Genomic DNA, 12,340 nt, shown 5'->3' with positions numbered 1-12,340 from the left:
GCCCGGCATCGGCGAAACCACCGCTGGAGCATCGCACGGCACCATACAGTTAACCAAAAAGGAGACACCGGCATGAGCGATTTATCGGGCAAGGTCGTGGCGATCACCGGGGCCGCATCGGGCATCGGTCTGGCCTGTGCAGAAGCCTGCCGCGATGCGGGCGCGACTGTCGCGCTGGTGGATCGGGACGAGGCTGCGCTGCGCCGGGCCTGTGATGATCTGGGCCCGGACACGGTGCCCATCGTGACCGACCTGCTGGACAAAACCAGCGTGGCAAAGATGCTGCCGCAAATCCTAGAGCGCTGCGGCCGGCTCGACGTGTTTCACGCCAATGCCGGGGCGTATATCGGCGGTGATGTCACCGAGGGCGATCCGGATGCGTGGGATCATGTGCTGAACCTGAACATCAACGCCGCGTTCCGATCCATTCACGCGGTTCTGCCCCATCTGGCCAAGCAGGGCTCGGGCGATGTGGTCCTGACCAGCTCGGTCGCCGGGGTCATTCCCGTGGTCTGGGAACCGATCTACACCGCCTCCAAACATGCGGTGCAAGCCTTTACCCACACGGTGCGTCGCCAGATGTCCAAACATGGTGTGCGTGTGGGGGCCGTGTTGCCGGGGCCTGTGGTGACCGCGCTGCTGGATGATTGGCCCAAGGCAAAGCTGGAACAGGCGCTGGCCGAAGGCAGCCTGATGCAACCCAAAGAGGTCGCCGACTGCGTTGTCTTTATGCTGACGCGACCATCGCATGTAACCATCCGGGATCTGGTCCTGCTGCCGAATGCTGTTGACCTATGACCTATTTCATTGGTGTTGATGTCGGCACGGGCAGTGCGCGCGCGGGTGTGTTCGACAGGGCCGGAACGCTGCTGGCCAGCCACAAACATGACATTCAAATGTGGCGCGCGGCAGGTGGCATCGCCGAGCAATCCTCGGACGATATCTGGCACGCCGTTTGCGCGTCTGTCCGCGATGCGGTGTCAGAGGCCGGGATCGACCCTGAAACGGTCAGCGGGATCGGCTTTGATGCCGCCTGCTCCATGGTTGTCCTGGACCGCCAGATGCAACCGCTTTCCATCAGCGACACCGAACAATCGCAGCGCAATGTGATCGTCTGGATGGACCACCGCGCCACGCCCCAGGCCGAACGGATCAATGCACAGGGTCATTCCGTTCTGGATTACGTTGGTGGGCGGATTTCGCCAGAGATGCAGACACCCAAACTGCTTTGGATCAAAGAGAACCGCCCAGACACGTTTGCCGCCGCCGGTCAGTTTTTCGATCTGCCGGATTTTCTGACATGGGCGGCAACCGGCTCTTTGGCGCGGTCTGCCTGTACCGTGACCTGCAAATGGACATATCTGGCCCATGAAAACCGGTGGGATGACAGCTATTTTGACCAGATCGGCCTGTCAGAGATGCCCGCCGAAGGATATGCCCGGATCGGTCAGCAGATCGTCGCGCCCGGTCAAACCCTTGACCCCGGCCTGACCGAAACCGCGGCGGCGCTTATGGGCTTGCGCCCGGGCACAGCTGTGGGCGCGGGTCTGATCGACGCGCATGCAGGCGGTATCGGCACAGTCGGCGCTGATCGCGACACAGGACCAGAGGCCACGATGGCCTATGTGTTCGGCACCTCTGCCTGCACGATGGCGACATCGGCCAAACCGCATAAGGTGCCCGGCATCTGGGGGCCGTATTTTTCCGCGATGGTCCCCGATATGTGGTTGTCAGAGGGCGGCCAGTCGGCAGCGGGCGAGGCGATAGCGCATCTTTGCGCCACCCATCTCGCACGGGCCGAAGCAACCGCAGCCGCGCAAGCCGCTGGTCTGTCGCTACAGGGGTATCTGATGCACGAGGTCGAGCGCCGGACCCCGCAGGTCAGTCAGGCGGTGAAACTTGCGGGCGCACGGCTGGTCGTTCCGGATTTTCATGGCAACCGCGCGCCCTATGCCGATCCCGAGGCCACAGCGGTGATATCAGGGCTGACGCTGGCGCATGATCTGGAGGATCTGGTGGCCACCTATGTGGCAGCGGTGCTGGGCATTGGCTACAGCCTGCGCCAGATCATGGAGGTGCAAGCCGCGCATGGAGTGCGCCCCAAAGCCATCGTGGTCAGCGGCGGCGCAGGAGAAAGCGCCACCATCAAACAGCTGATCGCGGATGCAAGCGGTTTTCCGGTCCTGGCCACACGGTCTCCGGAACCCGTCTTGCTGGGCGCTGCGATGCTGGGGGCGGTCGCGGGCAAAACGCATGACACCCTGCCAGAGGCCATGGCCGCGATGTCGTCGATCAAGACACGGTTCACCCCGGCCACGGGTTCGGTTGCGCAGTGCCATGACCTGCGCTTTGCCGCGTTTCAGGCCTTGCAAAGCGCAGAGCACAGCCTGCGCAAATCGCTGTCAAACCTTACCCTGGACGCCTGAACGGCTTTGATCGGGCCGACGCGGGCGCGTTTTGCGCCTGCGGCGGGTCTGGTCCTAGGTGTTGAACAAAAAGTGCAGGACATCGCCGTCCTTGACGGTATAGCCCTTGCCTTCGGCGCGCATCTTGCCTGCCTCTTTGGCGGGGTTTTCACCGCCCAGGGTGACATAGTCGTCAAAGGCAATGGTTTCGGCGCGGATGAAGCCCTTTTCGAAATCCCCGTGAATCACACCTGCCGCCTGCGGGGCCAATGTGCCCTTGGTGATGGTCCAGGCGCGGGCTTCTTTGGGGCCGACGGTGAAATAGGTGTCGAGCTGCAACAATTCATAGCCCGCTTTGATCACCCGGTCCAAACCCGGTTCTTCCAGCCCCATTTCAGACAGGAATTCGGTGGCTTCGTCATCGTCCAGCTGGCTGATCTCTTCCTCGATCTGGGCCGAGATCACGACATGGCTGTTGCCCTGCGCCGCCGCCATTTCGCCCACGGCATCGGACAGCGCGTTGCCCTCAGCGGCGTCCGCCTCGGACACGTTGCAGACATAAAGCACAGGCTTGGTTGTGAGCAGCTGCAACATGTCCCACGCCTTGCGGTCTTCGTCGTCCACCTCGACCAGACGCGCGGGCTTGCCCTGTTCGAGCATCGCCATCGCAGCGCGCATCAGGCGTTCCTGCTGCACCGCCTCTTTGTCTCCGCCGCGCACCTTGCGGACGATGTTTTGCAGGCGTTTTTCGATGCTTTCCATATCGGCCAGCATCAGTTCGGTTTCGATTGTGTCGGCATCGGCAACCGGATCGACCCGGCCATCCACATGCACCACATCGCCGTCCTCAAAGCACCGCAGCACATGGGCAATCGCGTCGACCTCGCGGATATTGGCCAGAAACTGGTTGCCCAGACCTTCGCCCTTGGACGCGCCTTTCACAAGGCCCGCGATGTCGACGAAAGTGATGCGTGTCGGGATGATCTGGGCCGATTTGGCAATCGCGGCCAGTTGATCCAGCCGCCGATCCGGCACCGCCACATCGCCTACATTGGGTTCAATGGTGCAGAACGGAAAGTTCGCCGCCTGCGCCGCCGCAGTTTTGGTCAGCGCATTAAAAAGCGTCGATTTCCCGACATTGGGCAAGCCCACAATACCAACTTTGAACCCCATTTTTCCGTCTCCTGAGCGCGCGCATTCGGGCTGCTTCTATGCGGTCGAAACCGGGGCTGCAAGACGGCTCAGGCCGGGGACGATGCGCAGCCAGAACCGGTGGTTCAAAAGCACCGCTGTCACAGCCAGCCCCAGCACCAGCCCCATCCAGACCCCGGCACCGCCCCAGTCCAGCAGAAAGCCAAGACCATAGGCCGCCGGCACGCCGACCCCGAAATACGAAAACGCCGTGATGATCATCGGCCCCTGCGTGTCCTGCACCCCGCGCAACAGGCCCAGCGCCACCACCTGCGCGCCATCGGCAAGCTGAAACAGCGCGGCAAGCATCAGCAGGACCACTCCGGCCGAAATGATCTCTGCCCGCGCCGGATCGTCCGGATCAAGAAACACCGCGATCAGCGGCTCGGGGATGGCTAGAAGCACCACAATCGTCACCACTGCGACCACCACCGACATCACCAACGCAACGACCCCGCCGCGCGCCATATGGGGCCAGTCTTGTCGACCAAAGGCGTTGCCCACGCGCACTGTTGCCGCGTTCGACAGGCCCAGATGCAGCATGAACGTCACCGACACATATTGCAGCGCGATCCCGTGGGCGGCCAGTGGCACGGTGCCGATCCATCCCATCATCAGCGCCGAGGCGGCAAAAAGCACGGTTTCCGACAGCATGGTCAGGCCAATCGGCCAGCCCAGCCGAAACACCGCCATCAGCATCTGGGGGCTGGGTTTCCAGATCCGCTGGAACAGCGCATGTTTGGGCACACAGACCGCGATATAGCCTATCACCACAAGCGCCGAGAACACATGTGTGCTGAGCGACGCGATCCCGGCCCCCTTGAGGCCCAGCTCGGGAAATCCGAAATTGCCAAAGATCAGCCCATAATTCGCCGCCGCGTTGAACGGCACCGCAACCAGGGTGACCCAGAACACAACCTGCGTCTTTTCCAGCGCCGCCAGATAGCTTTTCAGCGTCATCACCACCAGCGCGGGCAGCAGTCCAAAGGCCAACATGCGCAGATACAGCTGTGCGTCTGCGGCGATGACCGGGTCCTGCCCCAGACCCAGCAAGATCGGTTCGGACCACCACAACAGCGGAAACACCAGAACGCTATAGATCGCCGACAGCCACAGCCCCATGCGCGTGGCGCGCCGGACCTGTGGGTCATCGCGTTCCGCGGCGTATTTCGCCACCATCGGCAGCACTGCGGCGGCAAAACCGGTGCCGACCAGAAACAGAGAAAAGAACAGCGTGTTGGCCAGCGTGAACGTGGCCAAGGCCGTGGCCCCGTACCAGCCGACCATGATCGTGTCGGTCAGGCCAATCCCGATCTGTGCCATATGCCCGCCGATCAGGGGCAGGCCCAACACTAGCACGGCCCTCACATGGGCCGGGTATGACATCTCAACAGCGCGCATCAATCAGCGTTAGCGTGGAGCGATTGTTCCGGCAAGAAAATTGTCCATCACGGCCATCACAGGGCGCGCATCAAAAACTGTGTGGCCAGCACCGCAATCACCAGCCCCGCGCCGGTTTCGATCAGGCCCATCATCCGCACGGCCTGCGGACCTGAGGCCAGGCGCACCAGCGCGGCTTCGCGAAAGGTGACAGAGGCCGCCGCCGCCAGAACGGTTACGCTGGCAGTGCCCAGCCCCATTGCCAGTGTGCCCAGCACCCCCGCCAGGTCGATATCCATGCGGATCGCGAGGATCAGAAGAAACAGCGCCCCAGTGCAGGGCCGGATCGCAATCGCGGCGATCAGCATCACCGCATCGCGCAACGACCGCACGTCACTGGCCTGTTCCGGTGTCGGTCCATGCGCATGACCGCACGACTGGCACAGGCCGTCTTTGCCCGCGTCATCATCGTGGTGGTGATGGGGGGCGGACTCTTGCGCCCGCCATGTCCGCCACAGTTTGATCGCGCCCCGGATCGCCAACCAGACGCCGATGGCCCCGATTGCGGCATAGCTGACCGGCGCAAACCAATCCTCGGCCGCGCCAACCATCGCCTCGCGCCCCAGACCAAACAGCCAGACCCCGCCATAGACCAGCACAATCGCCGTTCCAGCCTGTGCCAGACTGGACAAAAGCGCCAGCACCGACAGCCGGGTCACCGCCACCCGTTTGGCCACGCCATAACCCCCGATCAGCAATTTGCCATGCCCCGGCCCCACGGCATGGAAAAACCCATAGCCGAAACACACGGCCATCAACGCCCCGATGGCACCCGGTTCCTGGGCGCGCAACGCCCGCAGGCCGCGCGCCATTCCGTTCTGGGCCGCGCGTTGGCCCTCTGCCGCCCAGCGTTCCAGCCAGAACGCGCCGTCAAACAGCCACAGCCAGACCGCCAGCCCGACAAGCCCCAGCGCCGCTAGTTGGAGGACGGCGCGCATGTCATGTCGATTTTGTCAGAGAAATGCACGCCGACTTTCATCTCGTTGAAGATGTCTTCCATATTGCCGCTGACCTCTTCCTCGATCACCGCCTGCGCCGCTTCGAGGTCGGGGTCAGACACAATCGCGGTGCAATCGGGATTGGTAAAAGACACCCCCTGGGACACGTCATACGCGACATAATAGGTCGGATCATATTGTTGCACGACCAACCCTTCGACCGGCACCGGGGGTATTTCGCGAAAATGCGTTGCGGTGATCAGCCCGTCCTCTACCGCGATTCCAATCGGTTTGGGGCGTGGCATCTCTATCTTTTCGCCATTGGAATAGACATAAAGATCGCCCTCGAACCCTTCGGGCCATTCGACCAGATCAAAGCCGAACAACGCCTCCAGCTCGGCCTCGGTGAGAACGGCATCGCCGTCCGGATCAAGCCCCATATCCTCAAGGATCAGCAGGGTGAAGAAATCATCATATGTCCAGGTGACGGTGACACCCGTCACCTCGGTCGCGTCGTTGACCTCGAACCGCAAGGCCGTGTCCACAAAAATATGCGGATGCGCCCCAAGAGGGGCTGCCAGAAATCCAACGGTCAGGGCGCAGGCAAGCTGTTTCATCATGGCCCGAGGTAAGGCCGGGGCGGCGTCAAAACAAGGCCCAACCGCGTCCGACACGCGCGAATTCGCAGATCACACGGCATCCGGGCCGATCGCAGCCCGGACTGGGACAGCATACGCGCTGTGCGTCTAGCCCTGCGTTTTGCGCGCGTCGGGATGCAGGGATGTGCCCAGAATATGATCCGACTGACTGATCACATGACCGGCACCCCCAACGATCAGCGGATCAGGCGCTTGCGCAATGGCATGATCCTTGCCCGGGTAATCGAGCGTCGACAAAAAGTGCTTCATACAATTCAGGCGCGCGCGTTTCTTGTCGTTGGATTTGACAATGGTCCAGGGCGCATCGGCGGTATCCGTATAAAAGAACATCGCCTCTTTGGCTTCGGTGTAATCATCCCATTTCGACAAGCTGGCCTTGTCGATCGGTGACAGCTTCCACTGTTTGAGAGGATCGGTTTCGCGACTGGCAAACCGGCGTTTCTGTTCATCCTGCGTGACCGAAAACCAGTATTTGTAAAGCCGGATACCAGAGCGTGTGAGCATCCGTTCCAGTTCGGGGGTCTGGCGCATGAATTCCAGATATTCGTTCGGTTCGCAAAACCCCATCACCCGTTCGACCCCGGCGCGGTTGTACCACGACCGGTCATACAGCACGATCTCGCCCGCTGTCGGCAGGTGCCGGATGTAGCGCTGATAATACCATTGTCCGCGCTCTTCGTCGGTGGGTTTGTTCAACGCCACCACACGCGCGCTGCGGGGATTGAGATGTTCGGTGAACCGTTTGATCGTGCCGCCCTTGCCCGCCGCATCCCGGCCCTCAAACAGCATGACAAATTTCTGGCTCGTCTCCTGCGCCCATAATTGCACTTTCAAAAGCTCTGACTGCAGCGCCGCTTTTTCCGCCTCATAGGCCCGGCGCGACAGCCGTCGGCTATAGGGGTATTTGCCCGTCTCAAACGCCCGGCGCACCTCGTCCGCTCCGACGGCGCGCGCCGCGGGGGCTGGCACCTCGTTCAATGCACCGGGTGTCGTTTTAGTCTCTTGGCTGGTCTTGGAAAGGGTGGTCGTCATACACGGCTCCGTTAGAGAAATAATATGCGCCAAGCGTAGATGATTTTTGCAAGCACCGCCTTGATACGCGTCAATTGCGCCCCGCAGTGCCCATTGATTTTCCCTTACAGCTCAGGCAATGGGTCCAAACCTGAACGAGGAGACCGCAATGACCCGGATCGACGCCAAATTTGCCGCGCTGCAGGATGCAGGCCAGAAAGCATTTGTTGCATATGTCATGGCCGGTGATCCGGATTTCGATGCCTCGCTGGCGCTGGTCAAAGGGTTGCCGGAGGCGGGTGTGGATGTGATCGAACTGGGCTTGCCCTTTACCGATCCGATGGCCGATGGCACCACCATTCAACTGGCAGGTCAGCGCGCGCTGGATGCGGGCATGACGCTGGACCGCACGCTGGACCTTGCCACCGAGTTTCGTAAAACCGATGACACCACGCCGATTGTGCTGATGGGCTATTACAATCCGATCTATTCGCGCGGGGTGGACCGGTTTCTGGATCAGGCCAAAGCAGCGGGCATTGACGGGTTGATCATCGTCGATCTGCCACCGGAAGAGGACGAAGAGCTGTGTCTGCCAGCCCAGGCTGTCGGCCTGAACTTTATCCGCCTCGCCACGCCGACCACCGATGACAAACGTCTGCCCAAGGTGCTGCAGAACACGTCCGGATTTGTCTATTACGTGTCGATCACCGGCATCACCGGGGCCGCCGAGGCACAGGCCACGGATGTGGGCCCAGAGGTGGCGCGGATCAAATCGCAAACCGACCTGCCGGTGATTGTGGGTTTCGGCATCAAGACGCCAGAGGCGTCGCAATCCATCGCCAGCGTTGCGGATGGATGTGTTGTCGGATCGGCCATTGTTTCCGAGATGGGTGCGGGCAAACCGGTCAGCGACGTGTTGGCCTTTGTCAAAACGCTGGCCGATGGTGCCCATCGCGCCTGACGCCATCAGGGCGGGCTCAACCTGACGGGTAAAATGCCACGTTGTCGCGCCTGTGCGTAATTGGTAAAGAAACTTAACCAAAACGACCGAGGGACACGTCATGGCCGTCATCACCGACATCAACGATCTCAAGCGCATTTACAAGCGGCGCGTGCCCAAGATGTTCTATGACTACACCGAGTCGGGCAGTTGGACGGAACAGACCTTCCGCGAGAACACGTCGGATTTCGACAAGATCTACCTGCGGCAACGCGTGGCCATCGACATGGAGGGGCGCTCGACCAGGACGCAGATGATCGGTCAGGATGTGTCGATGCCGGTGGCGCTGGCCCCTGTGGGCCTGACGGGCATGCAGCATTTCGACGGCGAGATCAAAGCGGCCAAGGCGGCGGAGAAGTTCGGCGTGCCCTATGCGCTGTCCACCATGTCGATCTGTTCGATCGAGGATGTGGCTGCCAACACGTCAAAGCCGTTCTGGATGCAGGTCTACACGCTCAAGGACGACGATTTCATGCAGCGCCTGTTCGACCGGGCGAAAGACGCGAAATGCTCGGCCGCGATCATCACGGTCGATTTGCAACTGCTGGGCCAGCGGCACAAGGATCTGAAGAACGGCCTGTCCGCACCGCCCAAGCTGACGCCCGCCTCCGTGGCCAACATGATGACCAAGGTGCAATGGGGCATGGGCATGCTGTCGACCAAGCGTCGGTTCTTTGGCAATATCGTGGGCCATGCCAAGGGAGTGAAAGACCCGTCCTCCCTGGGCACATGGACGGCGGAAGCGTTCGATCAATCCCTGGACTGGGACCGCATTCGGCAGTTTCGCAAGATGTGGGACGGGCCGCTGATCATCAAGGGCATCATGGACCCGCGCGATGCGCGCGAGGCGTTGAACGTGGGGGCGGATGCGATTGTCGTGTCGAACCACGGCGGGCGGCAATTGGATGGCGCGCTAAGCTCCATTCGCGCTTTGGAGCCGATCCTGGACGCGGTGGGTGACAAGATCGAAGTGCACATAGACAGCGGCATCCGGTCCGGTCAGGACGTGCTCAAGGCGATGGCGATGGGGGCAAAGGGCACCTATATCGGCCGCGCCTATGTCTACGGTCTGGGCGCAAAGGGCCAGCAGGGCGTGACGGATGCGTTGAACGTGATCCACAAGGAGCTGGAGATGTCGATGGGCCTTTGCGGGCGCACCGACATCAACGATGTGGACCGCGATATCCTGATGGTGCCGAAAGGGTTTTCGGGCGAGTGGGACGCGTGACCGTATCATAACAGCACGCGGTATCGCCGGGTGGTGCCCGGTGAGTGTTTCTGTGGTCCTCGGGTGAACGCCCGAGGGTGACGGTATATCTTAGAAGAAGCGGCGCCGCTCTTTGAGCTGACATTCTCTTCTGTATCCGCGATTTAACGCGGGGCCTGTGTTTGGGGGAGACCCAAACCTGTACGGAGACCGGTCTCTCATGGCCAACCTTCCGGCGTCAGAGAGAAAATGCAGCGTCTTGCGACCCTGCCTGTCAGTTCCAAGTGTCGCGGCCTGGGAGTGACCCTTCCCGCTCGATGCGCATCGTGGGCGCGGTTCTGAGCCGTTAAGGTTAACGCATGGAAAACGGGGCGTGCGGTGAGACGGCTTTTCGAAAAGCCGTATGACGCGGTTTCGAAACCGCGTTGCAAGCCCGTTCTAACGGGCTTGGCGCTCAGGATATCTGGACGCGCGCACGGTGGGACAGGATGGGCACCAGAACCACCGCCACCAGCAAGAGCGACAGGGCAATGGCCCCGAACGCGACGCGCAACCCAAAGATCTGACCCAGACTGCCCATCATGATCGGGCCGATAAAAAACGCGGCATAGCCCAGCACTGACACGCGGGCGATGGCGACAGAGCGTTGATCATCTGTCACATGTCGCCCCATCCAGCCCATCGCCATGGGCACCACAACCGAAATGCCAAGACCCAAAAGCGCAAAGCCCAGATAGGCCAGCACGATGTTCGGCGCGAGCGCGGCAATGATCGCGCCACCCCCCGACAGCAGGCAGGCCCAGCGGATCACCAAAAGCTCTGACACGCGGTTGGCAAAGATCTGTCCCGACAGACGCCCGATGGCCATGGTCAGGCCCAGTAATGTCGGCCCCAGCGCCCCGCCGGCCGCTCCGGCGTCGAGCGTGCGTTCCAGGTGCAGGGCCGACCAACCTTCGGTGGATTGCTCGGCCATAAAGCCCACAAGCAGGATCAGCGCGACCGGCACCAGCAAGCTCCAGGGCAATGCCGCTGGCGGGAGAGGTGTTTCATCCTCTTGTCCCGGTTTGGACCGCGGTGTGCCGCTGGACATATAGGTGAGCCAGAAATTGACGGCACAGCAGGCGGCGAATATTTCGACCGGTCCCAATCCGGCTTCGCGGGCCAGCCCTGTGGCAAAGGCCGCCGCCCCGTAGGCAATCGAAAAAATCGCATGGTTGAGGTTCATCAGCGACCGCCGGACCCGTGATTCGATCGCGCTGATCCGGGCATTGGCCACGACATCCAGCATGCCTGAACTCATCGACATGGCGATGAAAGCCAATGTCAGGCCCACCGCCTCCGTGACAAAGGCAATCGGAATCGAGGCCGCCGCAACAGTCGAGGTGACCACGGGCAGGATGCGGGTGCCAAAGATACGTTCCGCCATCGGGGCCAGCCACATGGCCCCCACGGCCCCCAGCGCGCCCAGTGTAAGGCACAGCCCGAACACCGCATCATCCAGCCCCACTTGCTGTTTGATCGCCGGCACGAGGGCTGCAAAGGTGCCCCACAGCACGCCAATCGAGGCAAAGCTGGCGGCCGCTTTGCGGCTTTCGACAAGATCCTGTATCATGCTCATACAGGTCGCTGTGTCACGACCCGCATCCTCCGTCCAGCCCAATGAACTGTTCGCGCTTGCATCGCGCGCGAAACCGCCTTACGAGGCAGCCTTCACGCGGGGTGACAGCCTTGGAGGCACCCTGCCCTTACAAATTGGAGATTTATCATGGCTGGAGAGATTCCTGATCTCGTAGCTCTGGAACGGACGGGGACAGGCAAGGGCGCCGCTCGTCAGGCACGCCGCGACGGCATGGTTCCGGGTGTTGTTTTTGGTGGCGACGCAGAGCCGCTTTCGATCAACATTCCGTTCAACGAACTGCTCAAGCGTCTCAAGAAAGGTCGCTTCAAGTCGACCCTGTTCAACATGAAGGTCGACGGCCACGACGATGTGCGTGTGATCTGCCGCGACGTGCAGCGCGATGTGGTCAAGGATCTGCCGACACATGTGGATTTCATGCGGCTGCGCCGGACATCAAAGGTCAACCTGTTTATTTCGGTTGAATTCCTGAACGAAGCAGAAGCGCCCGGCATCAAACGCGGCGGTGTTTTGACCGTTGTACGCCCCGAAGTGGAACTGGTTGTGACGGCCGGTGACATCCCCGAAAAGCTGACGGTTGATCTGACCGGTCTCGACATCGGCGATACGATCACCATCTCGAACATCACGCTGCCGGACGGTGCCAAGCCGACCATTGACCGTGATTTTGTGATTGCCAACATTTCGGCTCCGTCCGGTCTGCGGTCGTCCGACAATGAGGATGAAGACGAAACCGAAGCGGATGAAGTGCCGGCAATCGAACAGTCCGAAGACTGATCCTGCCAGATTTCTTGCCACACACGGCCTCGCCCCCCCCCGGGCGGGGCCGTTTTCGGTTTCAGGGGTGTGCCGG

Annotated in this window: 11 protein-coding genes; 5 read left to right on the top strand and 6 right to left on the bottom strand. The window is 61.3% G+C overall.

Annotated elements, in window-relative coordinates; translation table 11 throughout:
• Nucleotides 1-72 precede the first annotated feature (72 nt).
• Nucleotides 73-798, top strand: a complete 726-nt coding sequence (locus tag ACG74X_RS04830) for an SDR family oxidoreductase (protein ID WP_411233028.1) — start codon at nt 73-75, stop codon at nt 796-798.
• Nucleotides 795-2,426 (top strand): FGGY-family carbohydrate kinase, encoded by a 1,632-nt coding sequence (locus ACG74X_RS04825; protein WP_411233026.1) that lies wholly within the window; start codon nt 795-797, stop codon nt 2,424-2,426. The genes ACG74X_RS04830 and ACG74X_RS04825 overlap by 4 nt, the downstream gene beginning before the upstream one ends.
• Nucleotides 2,427-2,480: 54 nt before the next feature.
• On the opposite strand, the gene ychF is transcribed toward ACG74X_RS04825, so the two are convergent.
• The 5 genes from ychF to ppk2 form a co-directional block, all read right to left on the bottom strand.
• Nucleotides 2,481-3,578 (bottom strand): redox-regulated ATPase YchF, encoded by a 1,098-nt coding sequence (ychF, locus tag ACG74X_RS04820; RefSeq protein WP_411233025.1) that lies wholly within the window; start codon nt 3,576-3,578, stop codon nt 2,481-2,483.
• A 36-nt stretch (nt 3,579-3,614) separates the two neighbouring features.
• Nucleotides 3,615-4,997, bottom strand: coding sequence for an MATE family efflux transporter (locus ACG74X_RS04815; RefSeq protein ID WP_411233024.1), 1,383 nt, complete (start codon nt 4,995-4,997; stop codon nt 3,615-3,617).
• A 56-nt stretch (nt 4,998-5,053) separates the two neighbouring features.
• The gene (locus tag ACG74X_RS04810) at nt 5,054-5,974 is read right to left on the bottom strand and encodes a nickel/cobalt transporter (RefSeq protein ID WP_411233023.1); all 921 of its coding nucleotides are present in this window, start codon (nt 5,972-5,974) and stop codon (nt 5,054-5,056) included.
• Nucleotides 5,953-6,594: a DUF1007 family protein gene (locus tag ACG74X_RS04805; protein ID WP_411233022.1), complete on the bottom strand. Its 642-nt coding sequence runs from the start codon at nt 6,592-6,594 to the stop codon at nt 5,953-5,955. Before ACG74X_RS04805 ends, ACG74X_RS04810 begins: the two co-directional genes overlap by 22 nt.
• Before the next feature lie 126 nt (nt 6,595-6,720).
• Nucleotides 6,721-7,665, bottom strand: coding sequence for a polyphosphate kinase 2 (gene ppk2 / locus ACG74X_RS04800; RefSeq protein WP_411233021.1), 945 nt, complete (start codon nt 7,663-7,665; stop codon nt 6,721-6,723).
• A 148-nt stretch (nt 7,666-7,813) separates the two neighbouring features.
• On the opposite strand from ppk2, the gene trpA reads away from it, so the two are divergent.
• Both trpA and ACG74X_RS04790 read left to right on the top strand, forming a co-directional pair.
• A complete protein-coding gene (gene trpA / locus ACG74X_RS04795; RefSeq protein WP_411233020.1) occupies nt 7,814-8,605 on the top strand; it encodes a tryptophan synthase subunit alpha in 792 nt (263 codons plus the stop codon).
• Nucleotides 8,606-8,705: 100 nt separating this feature from the next.
• Nucleotides 8,706-9,872, top strand: coding sequence for an L-lactate dehydrogenase (locus tag ACG74X_RS04790; protein WP_411233019.1), 1,167 nt, complete (start codon nt 8,706-8,708; stop codon nt 9,870-9,872).
• A gap of 433 nt (nt 9,873-10,305) precedes the next feature.
• On the opposite strand, the gene ACG74X_RS04785 is transcribed toward ACG74X_RS04790, so the two are convergent.
• Nucleotides 10,306-11,469 (bottom strand): MFS transporter, encoded by a 1,164-nt coding sequence (locus ACG74X_RS04785; protein ID WP_411233018.1) that lies wholly within the window; start codon nt 11,467-11,469, stop codon nt 10,306-10,308.
• A gap of 147 nt (nt 11,470-11,616) precedes the next feature.
• Here ACG74X_RS04785 and ACG74X_RS04780 point away from each other — a divergent pair, with 147 nt between their 5' ends.
• On the top strand, nt 11,617-12,264 hold the full coding sequence (locus tag ACG74X_RS04780; RefSeq protein ID WP_411233017.1) for a 50S ribosomal protein L25/general stress protein Ctc: 648 nt from the start codon (nt 11,617-11,619) through the stop codon (nt 12,262-12,264).
• The last annotated feature ends 76 nt before the right edge of the window (nt 12,265-12,340 follow it).

This window comes from Marivita sp. S0852, assembly GCF_046591575.1.
Lineage (GTDB): Bacteria > Pseudomonadota > Alphaproteobacteria > Rhodobacterales > Rhodobacteraceae > Marivita.
Note: the sequence above shows the minus strand (reverse complement) of the source record. Positions and strands in the feature narration are given on the sequence as shown.

Coding starts and splice junctions, on each gene's coding strand:
- ACG74X_RS04830 (WP_411233028.1), top strand. CDS start 73: ATGAGCGATTTATCGGGCAAGGTCGTGGCGATCACCGGGGCCGCATCG.
- ACG74X_RS04825 (WP_411233026.1), top strand. CDS start 795: ATGACCTATTTCATTGGTGTTGATGTCGGCACGGGCAGTGCGCGCGCG.
- ychF (WP_411233025.1), bottom strand. CDS start 3,578: ATGGGGTTCAAAGTTGGTATTGTGGGCTTGCCCAATGTCGGGAAATCG.
- ACG74X_RS04815 (WP_411233024.1), bottom strand. CDS start 4,997: ATGCGCGCTGTTGAGATGTCATACCCGGCCCATGTGAGGGCCGTGCTA.
- ACG74X_RS04810 (WP_411233023.1), bottom strand. CDS start 5,974: ATGCGCGCCGTCCTCCAACTAGCGGCGCTGGGGCTTGTCGGGCTGGCG.
- ACG74X_RS04805 (WP_411233022.1), bottom strand. CDS start 6,594: ATGATGAAACAGCTTGCCTGCGCCCTGACCGTTGGATTTCTGGCAGCC.
- ppk2 (WP_411233021.1), bottom strand. CDS start 7,665: ATGACGACCACCCTTTCCAAGACCAGCCAAGAGACTAAAACGACACCC.
- trpA (WP_411233020.1), top strand. CDS start 7,814: ATGACCCGGATCGACGCCAAATTTGCCGCGCTGCAGGATGCAGGCCAG.
- ACG74X_RS04790 (WP_411233019.1), top strand. CDS start 8,706: ATGGCCGTCATCACCGACATCAACGATCTCAAGCGCATTTACAAGCGG.
- ACG74X_RS04785 (WP_411233018.1), bottom strand. CDS start 11,469: ATGAGCATGATACAGGATCTTGTCGAAAGCCGCAAAGCGGCCGCCAGC.
- ACG74X_RS04780 (WP_411233017.1), top strand. CDS start 11,617: ATGGCTGGAGAGATTCCTGATCTCGTAGCTCTGGAACGGACGGGGACA.